30 protein-coding genes and 1 pseudogene are annotated in these 26930 nt (G+C 65.7%); 4 read left to right on the top strand and 27 right to left on the bottom strand.

The genetic code is table 11. The annotated features are described in order from the left end of the window. Nucleotides 1–115, bottom strand: a pseudogene (locus V5A19_RS14265) (UTP--glucose-1-phosphate uridylyltransferase); the annotation flags it as partial. Nucleotides 116–257: 142 nt separating this feature from the next. Between V5A19_RS14265 and V5A19_RS01630 the strand changes: the two are divergent. Beyond that, nucleotides 258–1115 carry a co-chaperone YbbN gene (locus V5A19_RS01630; RefSeq protein ID WP_332317364.1) on the top strand — a complete coding sequence of 286 codons (858 nt, stop codon included), beginning with the start codon at nt 258–260 and terminating at the stop codon, nt 1113–1115. A gap of 176 nt (nt 1116–1291) precedes the next feature. On the opposite strand, the gene V5A19_RS01625 is transcribed toward V5A19_RS01630, so the two are convergent. From V5A19_RS01625 to rpoE, 15 genes are all read right to left on the bottom strand, one after another. Further along, entirely contained in the window at nt 1292–2005 is a 714-nt protein-coding gene (locus V5A19_RS01625) for a type I 3-dehydroquinate dehydratase (RefSeq protein ID WP_332317363.1), read from the bottom strand. 82 nt (nt 2006–2087) lie between these two features. Beyond that, nucleotides 2088–2354, bottom strand: a complete 267-nt coding sequence (locus V5A19_RS01620; RefSeq protein WP_332317362.1) for a ComEA family DNA-binding protein — start codon at nt 2352–2354, stop codon at nt 2088–2090. Between the two features lie 72 nt (nt 2355–2426). After that, on the bottom strand, nt 2427–2810 hold the full coding sequence (acpS, locus tag V5A19_RS01615) for a holo-ACP synthase (RefSeq protein WP_332317361.1): 384 nt from the start codon (nt 2808–2810) through the stop codon (nt 2427–2429). A gap of 7 nt (nt 2811–2817) precedes the next feature. Continuing rightward, nucleotides 2818–3555, bottom strand: a complete 738-nt coding sequence (gene pdxJ, locus V5A19_RS01610) for a pyridoxine 5'-phosphate synthase (protein ID WP_332317360.1) — start codon at nt 3553–3555, stop codon at nt 2818–2820. A gap of 72 nt (nt 3556–3627) precedes the next feature. Continuing rightward, entirely contained in the window at nt 3628–4341 is a 714-nt protein-coding gene (gene recO / locus V5A19_RS01605) for a DNA repair protein RecO (protein WP_332317359.1), read from the bottom strand. 175 nt (nt 4342–4516) lie between these two features. Beyond that, a complete protein-coding gene (era, locus tag V5A19_RS01600; protein ID WP_332317358.1) occupies nt 4517–5419 on the bottom strand; it encodes a GTPase Era in 903 nt (300 codons plus the stop codon). Then, the gene (gene rnc, locus V5A19_RS01595) at nt 5412–6086 is read right to left on the bottom strand and encodes a ribonuclease III (protein WP_332317357.1); all 675 of its coding nucleotides are present in this window, start codon (nt 6084–6086) and stop codon (nt 5412–5414) included. Before rnc ends, era begins: the two co-directional genes overlap by 8 nt. Continuing rightward, nucleotides 6079–6456, bottom strand: coding sequence for a DUF4845 domain-containing protein (locus V5A19_RS01590; protein WP_332317356.1), 378 nt, complete (start codon nt 6454–6456; stop codon nt 6079–6081). Before V5A19_RS01590 ends, rnc begins: the two co-directional genes overlap by 8 nt. A gap of 64 nt (nt 6457–6520) precedes the next feature. Beyond that, nucleotides 6521–7291 (bottom strand): signal peptidase I, encoded by a 771-nt coding sequence (lepB, locus tag V5A19_RS01585; RefSeq protein WP_443081385.1) that lies wholly within the window; start codon nt 7289–7291, stop codon nt 6521–6523. Next, a complete protein-coding gene (gene lepA / locus V5A19_RS01580) occupies nt 7288–9090 on the bottom strand; it encodes a translation elongation factor 4 (RefSeq protein WP_332317355.1) in 1803 nt (600 codons plus the stop codon). Before lepA ends, lepB begins: the two co-directional genes overlap by 4 nt. Nucleotides 9091–9186: 96 nt before the next feature. Beyond that, nucleotides 9187–10587 carry a DegQ family serine endoprotease gene (locus V5A19_RS01575; RefSeq protein ID WP_332317354.1) on the bottom strand — a complete coding sequence of 467 codons (1401 nt, stop codon included), beginning with the start codon at nt 10585–10587 and terminating at the stop codon, nt 9187–9189. A 39-nt stretch (nt 10588–10626) separates the two neighbouring features. Beyond that, complete coding sequence (locus V5A19_RS01570; RefSeq protein ID WP_332317353.1) at nt 10627–11115, bottom strand: SoxR reducing system RseC family protein; 489 nt, start codon at nt 11113–11115, stop codon at nt 10627–10629. Continuing rightward, nucleotides 11112–12080 (bottom strand): MucB/RseB C-terminal domain-containing protein, encoded by a 969-nt coding sequence (locus tag V5A19_RS01565; RefSeq protein ID WP_332317352.1) that lies wholly within the window; start codon nt 12078–12080, stop codon nt 11112–11114. Before V5A19_RS01565 ends, V5A19_RS01570 begins: the two co-directional genes overlap by 4 nt. Next, on the bottom strand, nt 12080–12631 hold the full coding sequence (locus V5A19_RS01560) for a sigma-E factor negative regulatory protein (RefSeq protein ID WP_332317351.1): 552 nt from the start codon (nt 12629–12631) through the stop codon (nt 12080–12082). The genes V5A19_RS01565 and V5A19_RS01560 overlap by 1 nt, the downstream gene beginning before the upstream one ends. Before the next feature lie 3 nt (nt 12632–12634). Further along, on the bottom strand, nt 12635–13225 hold the full coding sequence (gene rpoE, locus V5A19_RS01555) for an RNA polymerase sigma factor RpoE (protein WP_332317350.1): 591 nt from the start codon (nt 13223–13225) through the stop codon (nt 12635–12637). Nucleotides 13226–13441: 216 nt separating this feature from the next. Between rpoE and nadB the strand changes: the two genes are divergently transcribed. Next, nucleotides 13442–15157 carry an L-aspartate oxidase gene (nadB, locus tag V5A19_RS01550; protein WP_332317349.1) on the top strand — a complete coding sequence of 572 codons (1716 nt, stop codon included), beginning with the start codon at nt 13442–13444 and terminating at the stop codon, nt 15155–15157. Nucleotides 15158–15279: 122 nt separating this feature from the next. On the opposite strand, the gene V5A19_RS01545 is transcribed toward nadB, so the two are convergent. Genes V5A19_RS01545 through sdhC form a run of 4 tightly spaced genes read right to left on the bottom strand, consistent with a single transcriptional unit; the run spans nt 15280 to nt 18563 of the window. Then, nucleotides 15280–15972 carry a succinate dehydrogenase iron-sulfur subunit gene (locus tag V5A19_RS01545; RefSeq protein ID WP_332317348.1) on the bottom strand — a complete coding sequence of 231 codons (693 nt, stop codon included), beginning with the start codon at nt 15970–15972 and terminating at the stop codon, nt 15280–15282. Next, complete coding sequence (gene sdhA, locus V5A19_RS01540) at nt 15972–17744, bottom strand: succinate dehydrogenase flavoprotein subunit (RefSeq protein ID WP_443081390.1); 1773 nt, start codon at nt 17742–17744, stop codon at nt 15972–15974. Before sdhA ends, V5A19_RS01545 begins: the two co-directional genes overlap by 1 nt. Nucleotides 17745–17767: 23 nt before the next feature. Next, nucleotides 17768–18154 carry a succinate dehydrogenase, hydrophobic membrane anchor protein gene (gene sdhD, locus V5A19_RS01535; protein WP_332317346.1) on the bottom strand — a complete coding sequence of 129 codons (387 nt, stop codon included), beginning with the start codon at nt 18152–18154 and terminating at the stop codon, nt 17768–17770. After that, nucleotides 18144–18563, bottom strand: a complete 420-nt coding sequence (gene sdhC, locus V5A19_RS01530) for a succinate dehydrogenase, cytochrome b556 subunit (protein WP_332317345.1) — start codon at nt 18561–18563, stop codon at nt 18144–18146. The genes sdhD and sdhC overlap by 11 nt, the downstream gene beginning before the upstream one ends. Before the next feature lie 139 nt (nt 18564–18702). Between sdhC and ygfZ the strand changes: the two genes are divergently transcribed. Continuing rightward, nucleotides 18703–19746 carry a CAF17-like 4Fe-4S cluster assembly/insertion protein YgfZ gene (ygfZ, locus tag V5A19_RS01525; RefSeq protein ID WP_332317344.1) on the top strand — a complete coding sequence of 348 codons (1044 nt, stop codon included), beginning with the start codon at nt 18703–18705 and terminating at the stop codon, nt 19744–19746. Beyond that, entirely contained in the window at nt 19743–20042 is a 300-nt protein-coding gene (locus tag V5A19_RS01520; RefSeq protein WP_332317343.1) for a DUF4936 family protein, read from the top strand. Before ygfZ ends, V5A19_RS01520 begins: the two co-directional genes overlap by 4 nt. 56 nt (nt 20043–20098) lie before the next feature. Here the strand turns inward: V5A19_RS01520 and V5A19_RS01515 are convergent, their stop codons facing one another. The 7 genes from V5A19_RS01515 to V5A19_RS01485 all read right to left on the bottom strand — a co-directional run bounded on the left by V5A19_RS01515 (nt 20099) and on the right by V5A19_RS01485 (nt 26845). After that, nucleotides 20099–20386, bottom strand: coding sequence for a septum formation initiator family protein (locus V5A19_RS01515; RefSeq protein WP_332317342.1), 288 nt, complete (start codon nt 20384–20386; stop codon nt 20099–20101). Between the two features lie 6 nt (nt 20387–20392). Beyond that, complete coding sequence (locus V5A19_RS01510) at nt 20393–20647, bottom strand: hypothetical protein (protein WP_332317341.1); 255 nt, start codon at nt 20645–20647, stop codon at nt 20393–20395. Nucleotides 20648–20670: 23 nt separating this feature from the next. After that, nucleotides 20671–21954: a phosphopyruvate hydratase gene (eno, locus tag V5A19_RS01505; protein ID WP_332317340.1), complete on the bottom strand. Its 1284-nt coding sequence runs from the start codon at nt 21952–21954 to the stop codon at nt 20671–20673. A 133-nt stretch (nt 21955–22087) separates the two neighbouring features. Further along, nucleotides 22088–22909 (bottom strand): 3-deoxy-8-phosphooctulonate synthase, encoded by an 822-nt coding sequence (gene kdsA / locus V5A19_RS01500; protein WP_332317339.1) that lies wholly within the window; start codon nt 22907–22909, stop codon nt 22088–22090. A 53-nt stretch (nt 22910–22962) separates the two neighbouring features. Continuing rightward, nucleotides 22963–24636: a CTP synthase gene (locus tag V5A19_RS01495; RefSeq protein WP_332317338.1), complete on the bottom strand. Its 1674-nt coding sequence runs from the start codon at nt 24634–24636 to the stop codon at nt 22963–22965. 142 nt (nt 24637–24778) lie between these two features. After that, a complete protein-coding gene (gene tilS / locus V5A19_RS01490; protein ID WP_332317337.1) occupies nt 24779–25780 on the bottom strand; it encodes a tRNA lysidine(34) synthetase TilS in 1002 nt (333 codons plus the stop codon). Between the two features lie 99 nt (nt 25781–25879). Then, a complete protein-coding gene (locus tag V5A19_RS01485; RefSeq protein ID WP_332317336.1) occupies nt 25880–26845 on the bottom strand; it encodes an acetyl-CoA carboxylase carboxyltransferase subunit alpha in 966 nt (321 codons plus the stop codon). Between the last annotated feature and the right edge of the window lie 85 nt (nt 26846–26930).

The raw sequence follows: 26930 nt of genomic DNA, 5'->3' as shown, positions 1-26930 counted from the left end.
TGAGCGGCTTGTCCACCACCGGCAGCATTTCCTTGGCCATGGCCTTGGTCGCCGGGAGGAAGCGGGTGCCCATCCCGGCTACCGGGAAGACGGCCTTGCGGATGGTTGGGTCCATGGCGTCCCCTTAGGGCCCGGGTTAAAAAGATCCTCGAGGCCCCTTTCCGGGAAAGGGGCTTGCTAGGCTGGAAAAGCTACCATAGCACGCCACCTGGATAGAACCTTCCAGCCCCATACCAGCCCGTCAGGAGGACGAGCCGATGAGCCCATGGGTGATTTATCCGGACGCCCCGGCATTCGAGACCGAGGTGATGGACCGCTCCCACAGCCTGCCGGTGCTGGTGGACTTTTGGGCCACGTGGTGCGGGCCCTGCCAGGCCCTAGGGCCGGCCCTGGAACGGGTGGCCGGGGAATACGAAGGCCGTTTCCTGCTGGCCAAGGTGGACGCCGACCGCAACCAGGAGCTTGCCGCCCGCTACGGAGTCCGTGGCCTGCCTACCGTCAAGGCCTTCGTTGACGGCGAGGTCGTCGACGAATTCACCGGGGCCTTGCCGGAGACCCAGATCCGGGCGTTCATCGACCGCATCCTGCCCTCGGAGACGGATCAGGCGCTCGCCCGCGCCCGGCAAGCCCTGGAGGAAGACCATTTGGGCCAGGCGGAGCCGGAGCTGGAAGGGGTCCTGAGCCAAGAAGCCCGAAACGGCCGGGCCCTGATGCTCCTGGCCCGCCTGCGGCTGCGGCAGCATCGGGCCGATGAGGCGGCCGAGGTCCTCCGCCAGCTGCCCGCTCGCTACGAGGGCGACCCCGAGGTGGCGGGCCTGCGCAGCCGCATTGAGTTCGCCCGGGTCGCGGAGGAGGCGGCCTCGGAGGAGGCGGCGCACTCCGCCCTGGATAAGGATCCGGACGATCTGGACGCCCGCTACCGCGTGGCCGCCTACCGGGTGCTAGCGGAAGACTACGAGGCCGCCTTCGAGCACCTCCTGGAGATCGTCCGCCGGGACCGCAAGTTCCGCGACGATGCCGGCCGCAAGGAACTGCTGGCCCTGTTCGAGACGCTGGGCAACCGCCATCCGCTGGTCAGCGATTACCGCAAGCGGCTGAGCCGGGAGCTGTTCTGACCATTGGGCAGGGGCCGATATCAGCCACGGGCCCGCCCGAACCCGACACGGCCTTGGCCAAATCCCAATTCTTGACTTCGGAGGGGGCTATAATCCGGATACACCGGGGGAGCAACCTTGCGGGCTAAAGCTAGCCCGTTACGCCAACCGCCGCGCTCGCAACGGTTCGCCTATCATCAGGCCTCGCCCTCCCCTTCAGGGGGATAGAACCGGTCCATTAGCTCGGCCAGCTCCCCCACTCCCAGCTGGCCAGGGGCGGTGGCGGTGGCGATGTGGCCGTAGGTGGCCCAGCTGCCGAATGCGCCACTCATGAGCCGGGATAGGGTACCGGCGGGTCCCATGGCCATGGTAAGCACCGATTGGGTCAGGCTCTGGCTCCGGGTCCAGCATGCCAGCCGGGCCATTTGGTCCAGGTCGTCCACCCGGACGGCCGCCTTGAAGTGCTCCGCCCCCTTGGCCACAGCCTCCAAAGCCAGTGCCTCCAGCAGACCCTCCCCCGGGAACCCGGCGAAATCGTGGAAGGAAGCGATCGCCTCCACCCCTTCCGGGCGCTCGGCAAGGACCCATTCCAGCAACCCGGGCGAATCCCGCAGCTCCACGTCCACATAGGCAATGGGCAGCGTCTCCCAGACCTTGGAAAGCGCTGCCCGCCGCTCCACCTCCGACCAGTCCCGCATGCCGCCCTCTCCTGCAGAGCGGGGAGTGATCAGCAGCGGCCGGCCCCAGCCCGCCACACTTCGACACACCGCCACCGCCGCGTCCGAGTCGCCCTCCACCGCATCCAGGCGAACCTCAACCAAATCCGCCGGAGTCACCCGGTCGGCCCCGTCGGGGGGGAGATCACTCGGGGAAGCCGGCGCCAGCGAGGCGATAAGGCAAGGGCGGGACATAAGGCCTCCAGAGGGGGACAGACCCAACAAAAAGGCCGCGCCGAAGCGCGGCCTCAGTCGGCCGGGTTGCTCGGCGGGCTTCTCAGCCGCCGGCGGTCACCCTATCCCCTATGTCATCCAGAGTCGCGGACCCGATGCCCTTGACCTCCTCGAGCTGAGCCACCGAGTCGAAGCCGTCATGGGACTCGCGATACTCGATGATCCGGTTGGCGATCACCCCACCCACCCCGGTAAGCCCTTTCAGCTCCTTAGCAGAGGCTTCGTTGATGTTCACCGTTTCATCGGCCAAGGCAGGTACGGCCAGGGCAAGGCACAAGGTCAAGCTTAAACACGCGACTAGAACGCGCATAGTTTCCCCCCTTCTTTGTTTGTGAAGTTACCTGTTTGTGCCAGAACCTAACGATTATTGTCAAATTGGGGCCTAAAGGTCACCCTCCATCACCACGAGAGCCAGGGCGTAACCGGGCTCATCAGAAAGGCTGAGATAGGTCCGGACGATTCCCTGTTCGGCGGCGACGGCAGCGGCTTGCCCATGCAGGCAAAGCTGAGGGGGCTGAGCCGATTCCCGAACCACCTCCAAATCCCTCAGGCGCACGCCCTGGCCAATGCCGGTTCCCAGGGCTTTGGCCCCCGCCTCCTTGGCCGCAAAGCGGGCCGCCACGCAAAGCGCCGGGTCCCCTCGGGAACGGCACAGCTCGCTCTCACTGGCGGTAAGAACGCGTTCCAAGAAACGCTCGCCGTGGCTTTCAAGGGCGGAACGCACCCGATCAACCGCCACCAGATCGGTGCCCAGACCCAGGATCAAGGATCCGCTAACCGCTCTGGCCCAGGGCCGCCTGGTGTATGAGAGCCTTCATTTCGGCCACCGCCGGCCCCATCCCGGCGAGAATGGCCCGGGCCACGATGGCATGACCGATATTGAGCTCTCTGACCCCGGGCAGCCCGGCAACGGCCCGGACATTGAGGTAGTCCAGGCCATGGCCGGCATGCACGCGGAGACCCAGGGCCCGGGCTTTTGCCACCCCCTCCTCGAGCCGCTCAAGCTCCCTGGATCGGGAGACGGCATCCTCGGCGTTGGCGAAGGTCCCGGTATGCAGCTCCACTACCGGGGCCCCGGCGCGGGCGGCCGCCTCCAGCTGCTCGGGCTCGGGATCGACAAACAGCGAGACCCGGACCCCCGCCCCTGCCAGGCGCTCGACCGCCCATTGGGCCGTGGTAACCTGGGAGGCCACGTCGAGGCCCCCTTCGGTAGTAAGCTCGGCCCGGCGCTCGGGGACCAGACAGCAGTCATGCGGCCGCACCTCCTCGGCCACCGTCACCATCTCCTCGGTCAGGGCCATTTCCAGGTTGAGCTTGGTCTGGACCGTTTCACGCAGCAGGCGCATGTCACGATCCTGGATATGGCGGCGATCCTCCCGCAAATGCGCAGTGATGCCGTCGGCCCCGTAGCGTTCGGCCTCCAGGGCGGCATGCACGGGCTCCGGATAAGGAGTTAGCCGGGACTGACGCAGCGTCGCCACATGGTCGATATTGATGCCGAGTTCGATCATACCTGCAAGCCTTGTAGCGAAAGGATGGGTCGAAAGGCCCTGTACCCGGGGAAGAATACCACGCCGCCGCGGCTAACCGCGGCTGCCCCGGTGGTGCAGGGCACGCAACAGCTCCCGGCTTTCCAGCGGGCGGGATCCCAGGTAGGGAGCGAGGGCCGCCCGCATTAGGTCCCGAGCCTGGCGGCGGATCTCGGGGCCAAGATGATCGGCCTCAGCCTGGAGGCCCAGCACGGCTTGACCCGAATAGGGTCGCTTCGCCGTGGTGCAATGGCCGCAGATGAGCCCGAGCTCGGGCTCCCAGGCATAGGCACCCGAGGCCGTTACCGCTCGGCCGCAGCGGGCACACTGCTGCCAGTCGGGGGCCAACCCCAGTTCCTCCAGTAGCCCGGCCTCGAAGGCGCGCAGCGGCTGATCGCGGCCGCCGCTGGCAAGGCCGGCAAGGGCCTCCTGATAGGCGCCGTAGGCCAGGGGATAGGGATCGAAACGGGGACAGAGGCGTAACAAAAGCTCGTTGAGGTAGAAGGCCAGGTACAAGGCCTCGCCACGCAGGGCCAAGGGACTGCTCAGCGGCTCCGAACCCCGCAGGTTGGGGAGCTCACCTCGCCCCGACCAGGTCACCTGCAGGGGCCTAAACGGCTCCAGCGGCGTTGCCCCCTTGCGCGGCCGACGGGCGCCGCGCGCCACCAGCCCCACCCGCCCCACATCCTCGGTGAATAGCTCCACTAGGAGGCTGGTCTCTCCGTAGGGTCGGCGGTGGAGGATATAGGCGTTTTGGGCCTCGGTCATGGGGTCTCCTCCCGGGCCCGCGGCCCCTGTGAGGCCTGAGGCGTAAAACGGCAGAGGCGTTATCCGCAGATGACGCAAAGGGCGCAGATAACAAACCAAAAGGATACCTATGGCATTTTGCCGCCTTGGTTAAGCCTCAGGGTTCACCCGCGTCATCTACGGATCGCGCCACTCCTCACTCCTCGAATCCCAGCTCGCTGAGGGCCCGCTCGTCGGAGCTCCACCCAGCCCTTAACTGGACATAAAGCTCCAGGTGGACCCGGGCCTGCAGCAAGTACTCGATGGCTTGGCGGGCACGGCTGCCCACTTCCTTGATGCGCCTCCCCCCCTTGCCCAGAACGATGCCTTTCTGGCTCTCCCGCTCCACCACAATGGTAGCCTGGATCTCGGTCCGGTTGGCTGTCTCCTCGAAACGGTCGACCACCACCTCGGTAGCGTAGGGCACCTCCTGGCCCAGCTGGTGGAACAGCTGCTCGCGCACCAGCTCGGCCGCCAAAAAGCGCACGCTCTTGTCGGTGATTTGGTCCTCGGGGAACAGAGCCGGGCCCTGCGGGAGACACGCCGCCAGCTCGGACAGCAGGGGATCCAGGTTCTCGCCCTTATAGGCCGCCATGGGAACGATGGCGGCGAAGGCATAACGGCCCTGGAGCTCGTCCAGATAGGGCAGCAATTTGTCGCGGGGATTGACCCGGTCCACCTTGTTGACCACCGCGATCACCGGGGTGTCGACCTGACGGAGGCGCTCCAGGATGGTGTCCTCGCCCTCGGTCCAGTGCAGGGCCTCAACCACCAGAACGATGGCATCCACACCCTCCAGTGCGGTGGTGGCAGCCTGCACCATGCGCTGGTTGATCTTACGCTTGGACTGATGGATACCGGGGGTGTCCACGAAGACCATTTGGTAGGCTTGTGTGGTATGGATCCCCAGCACCCGGTGGCGGGTGGTCTGCGGGCGCCGGGAAACGATGGAGATTTTCTCGCCCAGGAGGCGATTCATCAGGGTGGATTTGCCCACGTTGGGCCGCCCCACCAGGGCGATCATGCCGCTACGGAAGAGCGGCTGGCGACCTTCAGTCATCGTCCACCCCGAGCCGCTGGAGCATCTGCTGAGCAGCCTCCTGCTCCGCCCGGCGCTTGCTGGTACCTTCCCCCCGAACCGTTTCCCCGCCCACAATGGCGCAATCGATATAGAAGCGCCGCTGGTGCTCGGCGCCGGCGGTCTCCACTAGGTGGTATTCCGGAATGGCCCGGCCCTGGCTTTGCAGGTATTCCTGCAAGCGGGTCTTGGGGTCCTTATTCACCGAGCGCGGGTCCACATTAGCCAGACGTTCACCCCACAGGCGTTGAACCAAGCTTTCCATGGCGGCCACGCCAGCATCCACCAAGACCGCCCCCACCAGGGCCTCGACGGTATCCGCCAGGATGGATTCGCGGCGATGGCCGCCGGCTTTGCGCTCGCCGGGCCCGAGATAGACCAGGGCCCCCAGCTCCAGCTCTTCCGCGATCTCGGCCAGCGTTTCGGTACAGACCAAACGCGCCCGTAGCCGCGACAGCACACCCTCGCGCTCGCGCGGGAAGGCCTCGAACAGCCAACGCGCCACCGTGAAGTTGAGCCCACTGTCCCCCAAAAACTCCAGGCGCTCGTTGTTGACGGCCCCGGCCGAGCGGTGGGTCAAGGCCTGGCGCAAAAGCGCGGCATCCTCGAAGCGGTAATCAATCCGCTGCTGCAGGCGGGTCTCATCCACCCTGTTGGGCCTCCGGTTGGAAGTGGAACACCAGGCTGACCCGCTCGCTCAGTTGAACCGTCTCTTCGTACTCGGCGCTAACCCGGTAACCGCCGCCGGCCAGCCGCTCCACCTCGATATCCGCCGCATCCAACCGGTCTATGTCCTGGAACTCGAGCTCCTCCAGGACGGCCTTCTTCATTCCCCGCGGCGAGTCGTGGAGATCGCTTTTTTCCACCTCGTCCTGAAACACACCGTCGATGGACCAGTATTCCATGTAGACAGGCAGAACTCGGGCCCCCAGCCATATCACCAGGGCGGCCAAAGCCAGCCAGAAAAGGATGGCCAGCAGCCCGGCTCCGCTTTCATTGCGCGTGCGTCCGCCCCCCATGGAAAAGCTCCTTTGGCGGTTGGATAGACCTCCTTGTCCGGAACCGGGTGTCCGGGCCAAGGGCCTACGGGATCCAGGTGCCGAGTCGGCTCCAGCGGGCATTGTTGGCGTAGCCGTCCCAGGACCACCAGATCACGAAGGCTTGGCCCAGGACGTTCTCCTCGGGTACGGCGCCCCAGTAGCGGCTGTCGTTGCTGTGATTGCGGTTATCACCCATGACGAAGTACTCGCCCGGAGGTACCTCCACCGGCTCAATCAAGGTGCGTCCGCGCTTTTGGGTGTCGTAGACCACAGCATAGCGGTGATGGTCGGTGCGCTCCTGGAAGCGCTGGGTTTGGATCTGCTGGCCGCGCTGGCTGCGATAGACGTAGCGCCCCTCATAGCTGGTGGGCACGGGCTCACCATTGACATAGAGCGTGCGGTCCCGAAAGGCAACCTCATCTCCGGGAAGCGCCACGATGCGCTTGATGAAGTCCACGCTCTCGTTCTGCGGGAACTGGAAGACGATGACGTCGCCCCGTTCAGGATCCGACCCATCGGTGATCTTCCAGCCGGCCAAGGGGATCCGAAGCCCGTAATCGAACTTGTTGACCAGTATGAAGTCCCCTACCTGCAGGGTGGGCAGCATGGACCCCGAGGGGATCTTGAACGGCTCCACCACGAACGATCGGATCAGCACCACCAGCAGGATCACCGGGAACAGCGAGCGGGCGTAATCCACCACCACCGAGCGCTCCTCGGTGGATAGCCCCCGGAGGCGACCCCAGGCCCAGCCGGCGAGCCAGATCCCTCCGGTAACGGCCAGGAGGAGGAGCAGTATGAGCGTGAAGTTCATTCCTCATCCACCGATAGCGCGGCCAGAAACGCCTCCTGTGGGATGTCCACCGACCCAACCTGCTTCATGCGCTTTTTCCCTTCCTTCTGCTTCTCCATGAGCTTGCGCTTGCGGGTCACGTCGCCGCCGTAGCATTTGGCGGTGACGTTCTTGCGCAGGGCCTTGACCGTCTCGCGGGCGATGACGCGCGAGCCCAGGGAGGCCTGGATGGCGATATCGAACATTTGCCGGGGGATCATTTCCTTGAGCTTCTTGGCCAGATCCCTGCCCCGGTAATAGGCATGGTCGCGATGCACGATCAGGGACAGGGCGTCGACGCGATCCTCATTGACCAGGATATCCAGCCGCACCAGGTCCGAGGGCTGGTAACCGTGGAGCTCGTAGTCGATGGAGGCGTAGCCCGAGGTGGAGGACTTGAGCCGCTCGAAGAAATCGGTGACCACCTCGTTCATGGGCAGCTCGTAGGTGATCATTACCTGGCCGGCATTGGTGTAATGCATGGACCTCTGCCGGCCCCGCTTCTCCTCCGCCAGCCGAATCACCTCGCCGACATGCTGCTGCGGCACCAAGATGTTGGCCAGCATCAGGGGCTCCTCGATGCTGGCGATGTCACCGGCCTCGGGAAGCTCGGCGGGGTTCTCCACCTCCAGAGCCTCGCCGCTGGGCTTGGTCACCCGGTAGACCACGGTGGGCGCGGTGGTGATCAGGTCCAGACTGTACTCGCGCTCCAGCCGCTCCTGAATTATCTCCATGTGGAGCTTGCCCAAGAAGCCGCACCGGAAGCCGAAGCCCAAGGCGTGGGAGGTTTCGGGCTCATACTGCAGGCTGGAGTCGTTGAGCCGCAGCTTGTCCAGGGCGTCGCGCAGATCCTCGTACTGGCCGGAGTCGGTGGGATACAGTCCGGCGAACACCTGCGGCTTGACCTCCTTGAACCCGGGCAGGGGCTCGGCGGCCGAGTTGTGGGCGTCGGTGATGGTATCGCCCACCTTGGCGCCGTCCACGTCCTTGATGCCGGCGATGACAAAGCCCACACCCCCGGCCTCGAGGTGGTCCACCTCCAGCGGCTTGGGCGTCATTACCCCTACGGTGGACACGGTGAAGGTGCGCCCGGTGGCCATCATCTGGATACGCTGGCCCTTGGTCAGCCGCCCGTCCATGACCCGGACCAGCGCCACAGCACCCTGGTACTTGTCGTACCAGGAATCCACCACCAAGGCCTTGGGCGGGGCCTCGGGATCGCCTTCAGGAGGCGGCACGTCCCGCACCAGCCGTTCCAGGATCTCGCGAATGCCCACCCCTTCCTTGGCACTGGCCTCCACCGCGTCCTCGGCCTCGATGCCGATGACCTCCTCGATCTCCTGCTTGACTTGGCCGGATTCGGCGCTAGGCAGGTCGATCTTGTTCAGGACGGGGATGACCTCGAGGTCGTATTCCACCGCCTGATAGGTATTGGCCACGCTCTGGGCTTCCACCCCCTGGGAGGCGTCCACCACCAACAAGGCGCCATCGCACGATACCAGCGAGCGCGACACCTCGTACGAGAAGTCCACGTGCCCCGGCGTATCGATGAGGTTGAGATGGTAGGTCTCGCCGTCATCGGCGTGATAGAGCAAACGGACACTTTGCGCCTTGATGGTGATGCCGCGCTCGCGCTCCAGGTCCATACCGTCCAGGACCTGGTCGCTCATCTCCCGGTTGGCCAGGCCCCCGCAGGCCTCGATGAAGCGATCGGCGAGGGTCGACTTGCCGTGGTCGATGTGGGCGATGATGGAGAAATTGCGGATGCTTTCGAGCTTCAACGGTCCTCCACCCGCTTGCGCAGGGGGTTCGGTATCGAAACATACACGGGGACCGGCCTTCAGGCCGGTCCCCGTGGTCGGGCCAGGGCCGGTAGGCTACGGGATCTGGATGGGCAAGAACAGCGCTCCTTCCCCGCGCCGCACCAGCATGGGAGTCACCCGGCCGGAGGGCAGGCCCTCGACCAGCTCGGCGAGTTGCTTCGGGCCGGTAACGGCCCGGTTGGCCAGTTTGAGGATGACATCGCCTTTGCGGACCCCCGCCGAGGCGGCTGCGCCGCCAACTACTTCGGTCACCTGGACTCCCCGGTCGGCGGGTAGCCCGAGCTCCTTGCGAATATCCGCCGGCACCGGGCGAACCTGCATGCCCAGCACCTTACTCGGGCCCGTCTCTTCATCGGCGGCCATCTGGCGTTCATCCCGGGCCCCCACGGTAACGCTGATCCGGCGCTCCTCGCCCTCGCGCACCACGGTGAGGGTGGCCTCGGACCCGGGCTTTAGCTGACCGATCTTGGGCGGCAGGTCGCCGGCAGTCCGGATTTCTTCACCGTCCACGGCGATCACCACATCCCCGGATTGCAAGCCGGCCTTGTCGGCAGGACCGCCCTCGATCACCCGCGCCACCAGAGCCCCGGTGGGCTTGTCCATGCCGAAGGATTCGGCCAGATCCGACGACACGTCCTGGATGTAAACCCCCAACCACCCACGGCGGACCTCGCCGTGCTCCTTGATCTGGTCTACCGCGTCCATGGCAACGTCAATGGGGATGGCGAAGGACAGCCCCATGAAGCCTCCCGATTTGGAGTAGATTTGAGCGTTGATACCCACCACCTCACCGTCCAGGTTGAACAACGGTCCACCCGAGTTGCCCGGATTTACGGCCACATCGGTCTGGATGAAGTTGGTGTAATTGTCGCTCGGCAGGCTCCGTCCCTTGGCGGAGACGATGCCCGCGGTGACGCTGTTCTCGAACCCGAAGGGAGAGCCGATGGCCACCACCCACTCCCCTACACTAACCTCCTCAGGGTCCCCCATTTGCGCCGTGGGCAAATTATCGGCATCCACCTTAAGAAGGGCTATGTCTATGGTGGCGTCCCTGCCCACCAGTTCCGCTTCCATCTGACGGCGATCCGTCAGTTGGACGACGATTTCGGAAGCGTTCTTGACCACATGGGCGTTGGTAACGATGTAGCCATCGGCGGAGATGATCACCCCCGAACCCAGGGACTGGGTTTCACGTTCCGGTTGCGGTCCTTGCTCCCCGAAAAAGCGCTTGAAGAAATCCTCGAAAGGGGTGCCCTCGAACTGGGGCGGCACACGGCCGGTACCCTCGGCGGGAGTCTTCTGAGTGGTGCTGATGTTCACCACCGAGGGCCCGTGTTCTTCGACGATCCCGGTGAAGTCGGGAAGTTTCTGAGCCCCCACCACCGGAGCCACCATGAGCAGGATTAAGAAGATCAGAACCGACCCGCCTCGCCCGGGCAAACCGCTGCTATGCATGAATCGCGCTCTCCGAATCGAAGTTAGGATTGGGTCCCATCAGGCCGCCTGGCCATCGGGATCACCGCTCCCATCGCCAGGATGGGCCCGGCGCAGAAGGCGAGCCCGGAAACGGGGATCGTCGGCCATGCGCCGATTGAAGCCCCGCTGCCAGAGAAAACCCCCGCCCAAGCCAGCCAGACCCGCGATCAGGATCAAGACATCCCCGTTAGCCGGATTGAAGCGGTTGACCAGCCACTCGGCAACGCCGCCGGCCGCAAACATACCCGCCAAGGGGACCACGTAAAGGGCTACGGAGGCCCTCAGATAGCCGCTTTCGGGCAGGCCGACAACAACCCGGTCGCCGGGTCGAACGGCCAGCTCCCCGTAGACCCGCATGCGGCATCCGCCGGGGCGGGTGCCCAGGATGGTCCGGCCGCCACCGCAGCCCCCCTGGGTACTGCACCGTCCGCAACCGGCCGAGGCGGCCGATTGCACCTCGACCACGTCATCTTCGGTCCCCACTACCACGGCCTCGGTCTCAATCATTCCGAATCGCCTCCGGCATCCTCCAGGCTGGACGCGATGCGCCGCATTGCCACTCCCGGCAGCTCACCCAGCAGAGTGATACGGTAGCCGCCGCGGGACAGTGAGCTGGCATGCAGGGCACCGCGCTGAAGGATCTTGCCCTTGTGACCCGCCGAGTCGGGAGGGCCTTCGGTACGGTTCACAAAAACGGAAAGGGTGGCCAGACCGTCCGAGAAGAAGTACTGATGCCCGCGATCGCCGTCAGCATCCTGAAAACGGGCTTTGAGCTGGAATCCAGCGGGGAGCTCTAGGGAGCTCAGAACCTCGTGGCGATCCTCGCCCTCCAGGCGCCGCCGACGGACCATCCGGATCTCGGGAGGGGCTCCCAGCTCCAGATCGGACCGCTGGGGCGGAACCCCGGTTTCCACGGTGGCGAACATGAAAGTTTCCTGAGCCCGTCCCTCGGCGTCCAGGACCTCGGTCTGCAGTGGGAGATTGGTCGCTTTGTCGCGCCAGATGCGGTAGGTGAAACGATCGCTGTCACCGGCCCGGAATTCGATCGCTCGGCTTTCACGGCCAGCGATCCGCCCCGAAGGCCCCTGCTCAAGGCGGTAATGGGCACGCACCCGTTCCAGCTCTGCCGCATCCAATCTAAAGATGCCCGTACCGGTACGACGGGGAGCCACAACCACCCGACCCTTTTCCGGGTGATAACGGCGTACGTCTTCACCGTTTCGAACCAGCTCTCGGGCCGGCCCGGTAAGCATGACCAGCCGCTCGCGGTAGCTACCGTCGTCCTCGCCGGCGTGGTAGAAGCGCATGGACTCCACGCCCACTGGCATGCCGTGCACGAGCACGCCCTGATAATCCATCTGGCGGGCGGCCTGGATCATGGCCGTCACTTGGTTTTTGAGATCGTCGGCGGCTTTAACCGGGCCGGCGAGCAGAGCAGCGACCGCCAGCCCTAAAAAAGCGTAGCGAGTCATCATCGGCGCTTTTCGGTTCCCAGCCGGGTGCGCTGGAACTCGGCACCGGCACCGTTGGGCACAAAGCTGGAATGCTCGGGCAGGTAACGCTGTATGGTTGCCATGTCTTCGGATTCGGTCGCTTGCGGGGTGCGGGTTTCGGGAGCGGGCTCGGCGGGCTGGGCGAGGGAGGGGGAAGAGCCGGAGTTATTGGGGGTCGGTACCTGATTCATTAGGAATCCGGCGGCCACAGCCACTCCGGCAATACCTGCCGCGGTAGCCATCCAGCCCCAACCGAAGCGTCCCCGGCTAACCGTTTGGGCCGGTGCCCCCCCATTGTCTGGAGCCCTCGGGGCCTCCTCGGCGATTGCCGCGGAGACGCGGTCGGATAGATCGCGGGGCGTGGCGATTTCGCCCTCCCCCCGTACTAGCGTGCGGGTGGCATGGAACCGCTCGAACAGCCGACAACATTCGCGGCACTCGTTGAGGTGCCGGATGACGCCATCGCACTCCTGCTCGTCCAGCTCGCCGTCCACCAGGGCGGAAACGGCCTCGTAGTCACAGGACCCCATCGGTTATTGCTCCTCCTTTTCCCGAGAGAGGGATTCGAGCGCGTTGTTAACGGCCTCTCTGGCCCGGAAGATGCGGGACCGAACTGTTCCGATGGGACAGTCCATCACCTTGGCGATCTCCTCGTAGGTCATGCCGTCGATCTCCCGCAGCGACAGGGCGGTCCGCAGGTCGGGAGGGAGGTTTTCGATGACCTCCAGGACCTTGCGGCTCATCTCCTTCGACACCGCCACATCCTCGGGAGTGCCGACCTCACGCATCACCTCCGCACCCCCCATCTGCTCCGCGTCGCTGGCGTCGATATCGGCATCGGGCGGCCGCCGGCCCTTAGCTACCAGATAGTTCTTGGCGGTGTTTACCGCGATCCGGTAAAGCCAGGTGTAGAATGCACTGTCCCCACGGAAACGGTCCAGAGAGCGATAAGCCTTTATAAAGCTCTCTTGGACAACGTCTTCCACCGCGGCGGAATCGGAGATAAAGCGGCTGACCAAGCCATAAACTTTATGCTGATATTTGCGGACAAGCAGGTCAAAGGCCTGCTGGTCACCGCTTTTCACCCGTTCTACCAGCTGTTGATCGGTCTGGCGTTCGCCCATAACCGCCTAGAATCTCGAGCGTGCAGGCGGACGCAGGGTCGCTTCCGGAATGAGACACCCGCTCCGCCGGGGAGTTTCCGATCCAGGGCCTTGCCGACGGCCCGGGATCGAGGAGGGACCATCCTAGCAGACTGCCCCCGGGACCGCGCGAATTTCGCGTAACCATTAACCGACCCCGGCTTGGCCGGTCGCCACGCTTGGCGTACCGTTAAGGCCATGAGCACCTCCGGACCACTCGATCCCGACACCGAGGGCGCGCAGACGCCCACGGCCCCCGCCGAATACAGCGATGTGCTGATCATTGGCGGCGGCATGGCCGGCCTTTCCTGCGCCCTGGCTCTGGCCGGTGAGAACCGAGTCACGATCCTAACCAAGGGGGACCCAGGCGAGTCGGCCACCCTCTACGCCCAGGGCGGGATTGCCGCAGCAATGGACCCCAACGATTCCTTCGAGGCGCACATCCAGGACACCCTGGAAGCAGGTGCCGGTCTTTGCCATGAAGGAACGGTGGACCACGTGGTGCGCAGCGCCCCCGGGGCGATCCAGCGCCTTATCACCATGGGCGTCCCCTTCACCCGCGAACTGGGTGAAGAAGGCCCTCTGACCCGCTTCCACCTGACCCGCGAGGGCGGGCATAGCCACCGCCGCATCATCCATACTGCCGACGCCACGGGCCGTGCGGTGGAGAGCACTCTGCTAGACGCCGTTTACCGTCATCCCGAGATCCGGTTCCTAGACCATCACGTCGCCATCCAGCTAATCCCGGCGTCCAAGGTCGGCACTGCCGACACTAGCGGTGACCGTTGCTGGGGGGTCTACGCCCTTGACAGCCGGGACGGCACGGTTACGGCCTTTGGCGCCCGGTTCACCGTGCTGGCCACTGGAGGCGCCGGCAAGGTGTACCTCTATACCTCCAACCCGGACACGGCCACCGGCGACGGCATGGCCATGGCCTATCGCGCCGGCTGCCGGGTGGCGAACATGGAGTTTGTCCAGTTCCACCCGACCTGTTTGTACCACCCTGAGGCCAAATCCTTTTTGATCTCGGAGGCGGTGCGCGGCGAAGGCGGCCTCCTGCGCTTGGGGGGCGGCAGCGGTGACCGGTTCATGTCCCGCCACGACGAACGGGCCGAGCTTGCCCCGAGGGACATCGTGGCCCGCGCCATCGACTACGAGATGAAGCGCACCGGAGCCGATTGCGTCTACCTGGACATCAGCCACAAACCGGCGAAGTTCATTGAAACCCACTTCCCCACTATCCGCGCCAAATTGCTGGAATACGGCATCGACATGACCGCCGAGCCCATCCCGGTAGTGCCCGCCGCCCACTACACCTGCGGCGGCGTCATAACCGACCTCCAGGGGCGCACCGACTTGGCAGGCCTTTACGGCATTGGCGAGACCAGCCACACCGGGCTTCACGGGGCCAACCGGTTGGCCAGCAACTCCCTTCTGGAGGGCCTGGTTTTCGCCACCGAAGCCGCCGAGGACATCGACGCCCGGCTGAGCGCCGATGAAGCCACGGAGCAGCCCGCGCTCCCCGCCTGGGATACCAGCCGGGTCACCGAATCCGACGAGCAGGTGGTAGTGGCCCATGACTGGGCGGAGCTGCGCCAGTTCATGTGGGACTACGTGGGGATCGTGCGTACCGACAAGCGCCTGGGACGGGCCAAGCGGAGACTGGACATGCTGATGGGGGAGATCGAGGAGTACTACGCCCGCTTCGCCGTCAGCCAGGATCTCATCGAGCTGCGCCATCTGGCCCTGGTTGCCGACCTGATCATCCGCTCGGCCCGGGCCCGCCCCGAGAGCCGGGGGCTCCACTACAACCGCGACTACCCCGCCCCGGACAACACTCGCCCCGCTTGGGACACCGTCCTCTACCGGACCCTCGACGGCGACGACCGGGTGGAGCATGTGCCGGTCGAGTGACAGCTTTAGGAGCCCGGCTTGTCCGGGCGAGACCTTGCCGGATCAAGGCACCGGAACCAAAAGGCTCGCCCAATAAATTGGGCTCCTACGAGCGAGCCGTTGGATGGGCTGCCAACTGATTCTCATATCTGCCGCTTGTACAGCGCTTTCTTGATCTCGCCGATGGCGGCGGTGGGGTTGAGACCCTTGGGGCAGACCTCGGCGCAGTTCATGATCGTCCGGCAGCGGAAAAGCTTGAAGGCGTCGTCAAGCTCATCCAGGCGCTGGCCCTCGCCGGTGTCGCGGCTGTCGTTGATGAAGCGAAAGGCCTGCAGAAGAGCCGCGGGCCCGAGAAAACGGTCAGGGTTCCACCAGTAGGAGGGGCAGGCGGTGGAGCAGCAAGCGCACAGGATGCACTCGTACAGACCGTCGAGCTGGGCCCGTTCCTCGGGGCTCTGCAGCCGCTCGTGCTCCGGCCGGGGCTCGTCGTTCTTCAGATAAGGCTGCACCGAGCGGTACTGCTCATAGAAGCGGGTCAGGTCCACCACCAGATCCTTGACCACCGGCTGGCCAGGGAGAGGGCGCAGGGTGACCGGCTCGCGCAGCTCCTCGATGGGCGTGATGCAGGCCAGACCGTTGCGGCCGTTGATGTTCATGCCGTCGGAGCCGCACACCCCCTCTCGGCACGAGCGCCGGAAGGTCAGGGACGGATCGGCCTCCTCTTTGAGCCCTTCCAGGGCGTCCAGCAGCATGGGGCCCGATGGCTCCACCTGGAAGGCCTGCAGGTAGGGCTCGGCGTCGCGCTCGGGATCGTACCGGTAGATCCTCAGACGCATCAGTAGACCCGTTCCTTTGGCGGGAAGGCCTCAATGGTCATCGGCTGCATGCGCACCGGCTTGTAGGCCATGCGGTTGTCCGTGAGGTAGTACAGCGAGTGCTGCAGCCAATTGGTGTCGTCGCGGCTGGGATAGTCCCGGCGCAAGTGGGCACCGCGGCTCTCCGTGCGCCCCCGTGCGGAATGGGCGGCGGCCAGACCGACGTGATACATATTCTGCAGCTCCAGGGCCTCCACTCGGGCCGTATTGAACACGGCTCCACGATCCCCCATATCCATGGCCCGGATCCGCTCCCCGAGCTCCTCTAGGCGTTGGATACCTTCGGCCATGGCCTCGGGCTCGCGGAAGACCCCGAAGTGGGCCTCCATCAGGTTTTGCAGCTCGCGCCGGAGGCGGCCCGGACTTTCGCCACCGGAGTCGCTGCCCGGTGGGGCTTCTAGCTCCGCCAACCGGGCCCGGGTGGCCTCGGCCGCGGATTCGGGCAGAGGCCGGTGATAGCGGTTACGAGCCAGGAAATCCTGGATGCGATTGCCGGCGGCGCGACCGAAGACCACGATGTCGAGCAGGGAGTTGCCGCCCAGCCGGTTGGCCCCGTGGACTGACACGCAGGCGCATTCGCCGATGGCGTAGAGCCCCGGCACCACCTGATCGTGGTCGGCGCCGTCGGGACCCACCACCACCTCGCCGAAGCGGTTGGTGGGGATGCCGCCCATGGTGTAGTGGCTAGTGGGGAAAACCGGGAGGGGCTCGGTTACGGGGTCCACCTTGGCAAAGCGCTTGGCGCTCTCCCGAATGCCGGGCAGGCGCTCACTGATGAGCTTCTCCCCCAGGTGGTTCATGCGCAGCAGGACATGGTCGCCGTCCGGTCCACAGCCACGACCTTCGCGCACCTCGGTGACCATGGCGCGGCTTACCACGTCGCGGCTTGCCAGGTCCTTGGCGTTAGGCGCGTAGCGCTCCATGAAGCGCTCGCCCTCGGCATTCACCAAGTAGCCGCCCTCGCCCCGGGCACCCTCGGTAATGAGCATGCCGTAGCCGGCGATACCTGTGGGATGGAACTGGAAGAATTCCATGTCCTCAAGGGGCAGGCCGGCCCGCTGAACCAGCCCCATGCCGTCACCGGTGTTGATGTGGGCGTTGGTGGAGGTCCGGTAGATGCGCCCGGCGCCTCCGGTAGCGATCAGGGTGGCCTTGGCCTGGATCACCAACAGCTCGCCGGTTGCCAGGGCCATGGCAACCGCCCCCAGCACATGCCCGTCGTCATCCCGTATCAGATCCAGGGCGAGATACTCGTCGAAAAAATAGGTACCGGCACGAACGTTTTGCTGGTAGAGGGTATGCAGGATGGCGTGGCCGGTGCGGTCGGCAGCGGCACAGGTCCGTGCCGCCTGGTCGCCGCCAAAGCTGCGGCTCTGGCCCCCGAAGGGCCGCTGGTAGATAAAGCCCTCCTCCGTGCGCGAGAAGGGGACCCCCTCGTGCTCCAGCTCCACCACCAGCCGACGCGCCGCCCGGCACATGTACTCCACCGCATCCTGATCGGCGAGATAATCGCTGCCCTTGATGGTGTCGTACATGTGCCAGATCCAACGGTCCTCCCGAACATTGCCCAGGGCGGCGTTGATACCCCCCTGGGCCGCCACCGTATGGGAGCGCGTTGGGAAGACCTTGGACAGCACGGCGGTGGAGGCCTCGGCCCGCGACAGCTCCAGGGCGGCCCGCAATCCGGCCCCTCCCGCTCCCACCACGAGGGTATCGAAGCGGCGCACCGGGATGCCGTTGGGATCGCTGGATACACTCACGGCCCGGCTCCCAGATCCACCACCCACAGCCAGCCCCAGGCCAAGAAGGCAGCCGCTACCAGCACCCAAATGACCACAGCGGCGTTCCGGACGACCCCTTCGGGCACATAGTCCATCATGATATCGCGCGCCCCGATGTAAGCGTGGACCCCCACCGCGGCCACGAACAGGGCAAGGGCCAGGCGAACGGCATCATAGGCCAGCCAGATACGCCATTGGCCGTAGCCGGAGGGGGGAGCCACCGTTAACCAGACGATTCCGAGTACCAAGAAGGCGGCAATGTAGAGCGCGCTTAGCCGCTGCCACCACCAAGCCCAGAGCCCAGTGCGCGAGGCTCCGGCATCTCGGAAACCGCCGCCATGCCCGCCGGGCTCAGTAGCCACCAGCTGCCCCCGTCTCGGGCCACAGGGCTAACAGGGCCAGCACGCCCAAAACCCCAGCGGTCCCCAGGGAGCCCCAGGCGCTGCGGCGGGCGGTGGTCAATCCCACACCCATTCCAACATCCATGAGCATGAGGCGCACTCCCGCCAGCAGATGATGGGCCAAGGCGGCCAGCACGGCGGCCCCGATCACAGCTGCGGTGGCAGTGTCCAAAATCCCAGCCACCCACCGGAAGTGGATGGCCGAGCGACTGCTGTATTCGGCCAACCCGAGCCCCCCCGGGACAGCCAGGATAAGTAACACACCGCTGAGGCGATGGAGGATGGATGCCATCGCGCCAACCGGGAAATGGATCCGGGCCAAATTAAGGAAGACTGGGCGGTTATCAAAAGTGTAGGGAAGCTTGGCCATACCCGCAGTATAGAGGCACGGTGCGCGCAGCGGCAATCGCCCCGGGCTGGACCGAAAATTCGTCTTCGGCCATAATCCCGACCCTGCTACTCGGAAAACGGGACGCATTCTCGCCCCCAACCCCAGGACTAGGGACACCATGTTTCCCCAATGGCAGAGCACCCTTGAGTCGTTCGGTGGCCAGTTCCAAGATGGCGTTGTCACCGACTTCGGTGATCCACGCAGCGAGCTTGCGGCCGCGGAGCATGGCGAGACCATCGTTACCGACCTCAGTCACCGTACCCTGCTTACCCTGACCGGAACCGAGGTCCTGTCCTTCCTGCAGGGCCAGGTTACCAATGACGTCTATCCCGCCGAGCATGGAACCCCCGTACTCGGCGCGCACCTGACTCCCAAGGGCCGAGTCATCGAGGCGCTGCTTCTGTTCCCCTTCGAGGACGGTTTCGCCGTTGACCTACCCGGCGATCTGGCTCAGCCCCTTACCAAGCGGCTTACTATGTTCATTCTGCACGCCGACGTGCGGCTGACCAACGCCAGCGGCGACTGGGTGCGCCTGGGCGTGGCCGGCAAAGGGGCCCGGGACGCGGCAGCAGCCGCCGTTAGCACCTCTAACTTGGTCCCGGAAGGCGTAACCCGGGGAGAGCGGGGGACCGCCGTGCCGCTACCCGGTCCTGAGCCTGCCTACCTTGTGGCGGTCGGCCCCGAGGAGGCCGGGGAGGCCTGGAAAGCGGCCGCGGCCACGGCGCGCGCGGTAGGCAAAGAAGCCTGGGAACTGGCCCGAGTTCGCGCCGGTGTGCCGGATATCGGTGCGGCCACAACGGAGACTTTCATCCCTCAGGAAACCAACCTGGAACCCCTGGGCGGTATCAGCTACACCAAGGGATGCTACACGGGCCAAGAGGTGGTCGCTCGAACCAAGCACCTGGGACGGCTCAAACGCCGCCTTTACCGGGTCAGCTCCGAAACACCGCTGACTCCGGGCCAGGCCGTATATGCCGAGGACGCTGAGCAGACCCAGGGGCGGGTGATCCGGGCCGCTCCGCGGGCCGAAGGCGGCAGCGAGGCCCTAACGGTACTCCGGATTGAGACCGTGGAAGCGGGGACACCGCTCGTCCCGGAGTGCAGCGAGGCGCCATTGCAAATCGAAGATCTGCCTTACAGGGTGCCGGAGGTGGCTGATTGAGCCAGCCCGACTGGGGGATCTTCGTCTACTACCGGATGGACCCGGAGAAGGTGGGCAACGCCCGCTGGTCGGCTCTTTTCGCCGACGTGGAGCGGCGAACCGGAGTAGCCGGCCGGCTCTACGGGCCAGCCCCCGACGGCCGCACCTGGATGGAGGTTTACGAGCCGGTCCCCGGGGCCAACCGATCCGGGTTCGAAAAGCACCTGTCGGCGGCCGTCGCCGAAGTAGGGATGGAAGCGGTGCTGGCGCCCGGTGAGTATCGCCATGTGGAGGCGTTTCCGCGGAGTAAGGTGTGAGAAGTGAGGCAAGGTACATGTCGGGCTTTCTAGACCAAACGCCCTTGCCTTTGCCGTTATTCCTCAATGCCCGCCGGCCGCACCATCCGGATGAAGATCTCGTCCTTGCGGATCATACCCAGGTCCTCGCGGGCACGCTCGACGATGGCCTCACCTTCTTGGCGCAGGTCCTTTACCTCGGCCCGCAGGCGGCGGTTGCGGCGCTCGAACCGGTCTGCCGTGGCTTCCAGCTCCTGAAGCCGCTCCTGGCGCTGCCAGACCCCGGTAATCCCACGCTCACCAAGCCACAGCTGGAACTGCAAGATCCCCAGGATAAGTACCATGATCACCAAGGCCACACGCATGGCGCCCTACCCGGAACCGCGTCGAACGATGAGCCGGGCCAGCACCAGCCCCACCAGAACGGCAACCGCCCCCGGCGACCCGCCGGCATAGGCCACCAGCCCGACCAGCACCGCCACTGCCGCCAGGCGCCAGGCAAGGCCGAACACCAGCCGGCGGAGGTCCCGGCGGCCGGTCTCCGCCCGCCGGGCGAAGCGCCGAACCCCCTGGAAGAACAGCACGCCCCCGACAATCCCCACCACCCCGCCAATTCCGACGGCCAAGGCCGGTTCCAAGAGGAAAGCCCTCATCCGCGCCTTCGTGGCAGCGCCGATTCCCCCAGGTACCGGGCATCGAGGCCCAGCTCGTCCTCAATGCGCAGCAATCGGTTGTACTTGGCCACCCGGTCGGAGCGGGAAGCCGATCCGGTTTTGATCTGGGCGCAGTTGGTGGCCACCGCGATGTCCGCGATGGTGGTGTCCTCCGTCTCGCCGCTGCGGTGAGAGACCACCGCGGTGTAGCCGGCGCGCTTGGCCAGCTCGATGGCGTCCAGGGTTTCGGACAGGGTACCGATCTGGTTCACCTTGATCAGGATGGAGTTGGCAATCCCGCGCTCAATGCCCTGATTTAGGATGGCCGTATTGGTAACGAACAGATCGTCGCCCACCAGCTGCAGCGAGTCGGCCAAGCGGTCGGTGAGCGCTTCCCAGCCCTCCCAGTCGTTCTCGTCCATGCCGTCTTCGATGGAGACTACGGGGAAGCTGTCGGCGAGATCGGCGAGGACACCGAGCATGCCGTCGCGATCCAGGGTCTTGCCCTCACCGGGCAGCTGGTACTGACCGTCGCTATAGAGCTCACTGGCGGCCACATCCATGGCCAGCCAGACGTCCTGGCCGGGTCGGTAGCCGGCGGCCTCCACCGCCTGCACCAGGGTTTCCAAGGCCGCCCGGTTGGAGGGCAGATTGGGCGCGAAGCCGCCCTCATCCCCCACCGCCGTCACGTGGCCGGCGTCGGCCAGGATGCCTTTCAGGCGGTGGAAGACCTCGGTCCCGCAGCGCAGGGCCTCGGTGAAGCGTTCGAAGCCCACCGGCATAATCATGCATTCCTGGAAGTCCAGGCCATTGTCGGCATGGGCCCCGCCATTGATCACGTTCATCATGGGAACCGGCAGCACACAGGCCCCGGCGCCGCCGAGATAGCGGTACAGCGGCAGGCCGCTGTCGTCGGCGGCAGCCTTGGCCACCGCCAGCGACACCGCCAGGATGGCGTTGGCGCCCAGCCGGTCCTTGTTGGCGGTGCCGTCGGTATCGATCATGGCGCGGTCGATGGCCCGCTGGTCCTGGGCGTCCAGCCCCAGGACCGTCTCCAGGATCTCGGTGTTGACGTGCTCTACCGCCTGGAGGACACCCTTGCCTCCGTAGCGGTTGCCGCCATCGCGAAGCTCCACCGCTTCCCGCTCGCCGGTGGAGGCGCCACTGGGCACCGAGGCGGTACCCGCCGCCCCGGTCTCCAGCCACACCTCCGCCTCCACGGTGGGATGGCCCCGGGAATCCAGAACCTCACGACCTCGAACCTCGACAATGGCGCTCACGGGCATCTCCCCAGGCTAGTTTTCAGTGTTCAGTATTCAGTAACGCCAGACGGCCGAGGCTCGAAGGGCCGGGGACCCGTGGGTTATGCCTTTACTGAACACTGAAAACTGAAAACTGAACACTTCAAAACACTTAAACTTCGTTCTGGCGCGCCGCGCTGTGGATGGCCAGCAGGCGGTTCAATAGGGCCTCCATCCGGTCCAGCGGCCACATGTTGGGGCCATCGCTGGGGGCCGAATCGGGCTCCTCGTGGGTTTCCATGAAGATGCCGTCCACCCCCACACCGGCAGCGGCGGAGGCCAGTACCGGCACATGCTCACGCTGGCCGCCAGAGGCCCCACCGGCACCGCCCGGCAGCTGCACCGAGTGGGTGGCGTCGAAAACCACTGGCGCTTCCGTCTCGCGCATGATTGCCAGGGCGCGCATGTCGGAGACCAGATTGTTGTAACCGAAGCTGACCCCTCGCTCGCACACCATGATGGCATCGTTGCCCGCCTCGCGGGCCTTGTCGACGACATTGGCCATGTCCCATGGGGCCAGGAACTGGCCCTTCTTGATGTTCATCGGCTTGCCGGTGGCGGCCACGGCCTGGATGAAGTCGGTCTGGCGGCACAGGAAGGCGGGGGTCTGCAGCACGTCCACCGCCTCGGCGACGGGCGCGGCCTGATCCGGGGTGTGGACATCGGTGAGGACGGGCACCCCCACCTCCTCGCGTACGTCGGCGAGGATGGCCAGGCCCTCGTCCATACCGGGCCCCCGGTAGGACCCCGTGGAGCTGCGATTGGCCTTGTCGAAACTGGACTTGTAGATCAGCGGCACGCCCACCCGGTCGCAGATGGCCTTGAGACGCCCGGCGGTCTCCAGGGCATGGCCACGGCTCTCGATGGCGCACGGGCCGGCGATTAGGAAGAAGGGCCGATCGCCGCCGATGGGATAACCAGCAAGCTCATTCATACCGATGCCTCCAGGGCGTCGCGATCGCCGCTGTCGCGCCGCCGCGTAACCATTTAGTTCGGCGAAACCGGGCCGCGGTGGGTCAGGGCCGCCTGGATGAAACTGGTGAACAGCGGGTGGCCCTCCATGGGCCGGGAGGTGAATTCGGGATGGAACTGACAGGCCACGAACCAGGGATGGTCCGGGGCCTCGACCACCTCCTTGAGGCGGCCGTCCACGGTGGAGCCGGTGAACATTAGCCCGGCATCGCGCAGCAGCTCGTAGTACTGATTGTTGAACTCGTAGCGGTGGCGGTGGCGCTCCACCACCTCCTCGCGGCCGTAGGCGCCGCGCACGGTGGAGGTCTCCTCCAGGATGCAGGGATACTCGCCCAGGCGCATGGTGCCACCCAGATCGCCCTCGGCTTGGCGAGTAACCACGTGACCCTCCTCGTCCAGCCACTCGGTGAGCAGAGCGACCACCGGGTGCTGGGCCTGGCCGTCGAGCTCAGTGCTGCTGGCCCCTTCCAGCCCGGCAGCATTGCGGGCGAATTCCACCACCGCTAGCTGCATGCCCAGGCAGATCCCCAGATAGGGCACCTGCTGGGTGCGGGCATGCCCGATGGCAGCTATCTTGCCCTCACTGCCCCGCTCACCGAACCCCCCAGGCACCAGTACGGCGTGCACCCCGTCCAGGTGGGCGGCGGCGCCGTCGCGCTCGATGGCCTCGGCATCCACGTAGCGCACCGCCACCTTGTTCCGGTGATGGATGCCGGCATGGGTCAGGGCCTCGTTAAGGGATTTGTAGGACTCGGTAAGGTCCACATATTTGCCCACCATGGCGATCGCCACCTCACCCTCGGGCTGGTCGAGGGCGTTCACGATGCGCTCCCAGGGGGCCAGGTCGGGGCCGCCGGCTTCAATGCCCAGCCGCTCCAGAACGATGGAATCCAGCTCTTGGCGGTAGAGCCCCAGTGGCACCTTATAAATGGTATCCACGTCCCGGACGGTAACCACGGCCCGCTCGGGAACGTTTGAGAACAGTCCCAGCTTGCGTCGCTGATCCTCGGGGATATCGCGATCGGCGCGGCACAGCAGGATATCGGGCTGGATGCCGATCTCCCGCAGCTCCTTGACCGAATGCTGGGTGGGCTTGGTCTTCATCTCACCGGCGGAGGGGATGTAGGGCACCAGGGTGAGGTGGATGTAGAGGCAGCTGCCGGCGAGCTCCACCCCAAGCTGGCGGATGGCCTCCATGAACGGCAGGGACTCGATATCGCCCACGGTGCCGCCGATCTCCACCAGGGCCACATCGGCGCTGTCCCCCACCGACAGGATGGATGCCTTGATCTCGTCGGTAACATGGGGGATGACCTGCACCGTGCCCCCCAGATAATCACCGCGGCGCTCCTTCTTGATCACCGACTCGTAGATCTGGCCCGTGGTGAAATTGTTCCGGGCCGACATGCGGGCGTGGGAGAAACGCTCATAGTGACCCAGGTCCAGGTCGGTTTCGGCACCGTCGGCGGTGACGAACACCTCGCCATGCTGGAAGGGGCTCATGGTCCCCGGGTCCACGTTGATGTAGGGATCGAGCTTCTGGAAGGTGACCTTGAGACCGCGCGCCTCCAGCAAGGCCCCCAGCGAGGCCGAAGCGATGCCTTTGCCCAGGGAGGAGACCACGCCCCCGGTGATGAAGATGAATTTGGTGTGGCGGCTCGCCGCTTGCGCCCCGATGCTATCGCTCATTCGCCGTCCCGTTGTCCCCGGTGTCGTCATTCGCCCCATCAGGGCCGATTACGGCCCCGACCGATGTTTTGGCGTACCCGTGCGCCCCGCACCCTGGGGCCAGAATGGGGCCCCGTCCCCACCCGGGCAAGGGGTCCGGCCGTCACCGCCCTTCGTCGCCGATCCGCAGCACCAGCTCACCGCCTCGGCGCTGCACCCCGCCACCGGACCATGCCACGCTGCCCGCCGCCTCGATGCGGGCGGCCAGCCGACGGGCGCGCTCCAGCTGGTCCCGTTCCGGCAGGGCCTGCCCGGCCCGGCGCAAGGCCTCCCGCAGCACCAGGCGCCCTTCCGCGGGATTAAGGCCGGCCAGCCCAGCGGCGTCCAGAACCGGGGGCGGACCGGGCCGGCCCAGCTCATCCACTCGGCGGGCCGCCACTCCCTCCAGGACCTCACGGGCGTCCTGGAGAAGGTCGGCGGAACGGGCCACCGCCGGGCTCACCTGCGACCCCACCGCCTCAGTCAGGCAGGGCAGCACCTCTTCCCGGACGCGTACCCGGGCGAAGCGCCGGTCCCGGTTGGAGGGGTCCTTGACGGATGCGAGCCCGCAGCGCTTGGCAAAGGCCGCCAGCTCCGCCCGGCGGAACGGCAGAAGCGGCCGGGCCAGCCGGCCGGCCCCGAAAGGCCGGCAGCGCTCAATGCCGGAGAGGCCGTCGAGCCCGGCGCCACGGGTCAGGAAAAGGACCACGGTCTCCGCCTGATCGTCGGCCTGATGGGCGGTCATCAGCCAGTCGCCAGCGCCCACCTCGGCCTCCAGGAGTCGATAGCGGGCCTCCCGGGCCGCCGCCTCCTCGCTCTCCCCGGCCGCCAACGCCCCTTCCCAGTGACTAACCTGGAGCGCCACCCCCAGGGACGCGGCAGTCTGGCGCGCAACCGCCACCCAGTCGTCGGCCTCGTCCTGGAGCCCATGGTGCACGTGGACGGCTTGGACCTTGTAACCGCGCACGGGAGCCAGCGCCGCCAGGGACACCAACAGGGCGGTGGAGTCCAGACCCCCGCTGAAGGCCGCATGAAGCCGCGCCCCTGCGGGAACCGCAAGATCCCGACGCAAGTGCTCGTCCAGACGGCTCAGGAAAGGATCCCGAAGAGGGTGGCGCGGCAGCATGGGGCCACTCCGCATACGCAATGGCCTGCCCCAGGAGCCCCTACACAATTCTGGGACAGGACACGACAGGCCCGAAACGGGGGAACCTGAGAGGGCGGCTCAGGCTTCCTCGTCGAAGGAACCCAGGCTCATCAGCCGCTGGTAACGCTCCTCCAACAGCTGATCCATGGGCTGGGCCTGCAGGTGATCGATGTGGCCGACCAGGATCGGGCGCAAAACATCGGCCATGGCATCCGGGTCACGATGGGCACCCCCCAGAGGCTCACCAACCACTTCATCAATCAGCCCGAATTTGCGGATCCGTTCGGCCGTGATGCCCATGGCTTCGGCCGCCTCCTCGGCGCGACCGCTGTCCTTGTACAGGATAGAGGCGCAACCCTCAGGGCTAATTACCGAATAGGTGGCGTACTGCAGCATGAGGAGCCGGTCGCCCACACCGATACCCAGGGCGCCGCCGCTACCACCCTCGCCAATTACCGTGGCCATCACAGGCGTACGCAGGCGTGCCATTTCCCGCAGATTGCGGGCGATGGCCTCACTCTGGCCGCGTTCCTCCGCGCCTACCCCTGGATAGGCGCCGGGCGTGTCGATGAAGGTTAGCACCGGAAGCCGGAACTTCTCCGCCAGCCGCATCAGGCGAAGGGCCTTGCGATACCCTTCAGGTCGGGGCATGCCGAAGTTGCGCCGGAGTTTTTCCTTGGTATCCCGGCCCTTCTGGTGGCCGATGATCATAACGGGCCGACCCTCGAGGCGGGCGGTGCCGCCCACCAGGGCGGGATCATCGGCGAACAGCCGGTCGCCATGGAGCTCCTGGAAACCGGTGAAGATGCGCCCTAGGTAATCGAGGGTATAGGGCCGGGTGGGGTGCCGGGCTACCTGGGAAACTTGCCAGGGGGTCAGGTTGCCGTAGATCTTTTCCGTCTGGCGGCGATTCTTGCGCTCGAGGCGTTCAATCTCCTCGGCGATATTGAGATCCGCTTCGTCATCGGTGACGTAGCGCAGCTCCTCGATCTTCGCTTCCAGTTCGGCGATGGGCTGCTCGAAGTCGAGAAAGCGGTTTTTCATGCTCGGCGATCCTCGGTTGCCGATCCGGTGGGGCGCCGAATCCGGGCCCTCCCCTTCCCGGCGCTTAGCGCTGCCGCAAACCGGT

This window comes from Thiohalorhabdus sp., from assembly GCF_036628635.1.
In the GTDB taxonomy this organism is placed as follows: domain Bacteria; phylum Pseudomonadota; class Gammaproteobacteria; order Thiohalorhabdales; family Thiohalorhabdaceae; genus Thiohalorhabdus.
This window is presented reverse-complemented; position numbering and strand designations above follow the sequence as displayed.